Source organism: Pseudomonas fluorescens, from assembly GCF_000967965.1.
GTDB lineage: Bacteria > Pseudomonadota > Gammaproteobacteria > Pseudomonadales > Pseudomonadaceae > Aquipseudomonas > Aquipseudomonas grandcourensis.
Map to the genome: position 1 here is coordinate 1 of NZ_LACC01000065.1, position 295 is coordinate 295.

Here is a 295-nt window from a genome sequence, read left to right on the forward strand (position 1 = left end):
AGCTCAGTTGGTAGAGCACGGGATTGTGACTCCCGTTGTCGTGGGTTCGATCCCCATCGTCCACCCCATATTTCGAAAGGCGCCAGATTAACAGTCTGGCGCCTTTGCTTTAAAGGCTTCACCCGCGGATGTGGTGGAATTGGTAGACACACTGGATTTAGGTTCCAGCGCCGCGAGGCGTAAGAGTTCGAGTCTCTTCATCCGCACCAATTAAAGCTTCACTCAGGCGTTTGACCTGGCTGGAGCTTGATAAAGAAGTTTGTTTGGCTTCTTTATATGGTGGGCGTAGCTCAGT

At 51.5% G+C, this 295-nt stretch carries 1 tRNA gene; it reads left to right on the forward strand.

Annotated elements, in window-relative coordinates:
- The first annotated feature begins 124 nt into the window (after positions 1 to 124).
- Positions 125 to 209: transfer RNA gene (locus VC35_RS27995), tRNA-Leu, on the forward strand.
- The last annotated feature ends 86 nt before the right edge of the window (positions 210 to 295 follow it).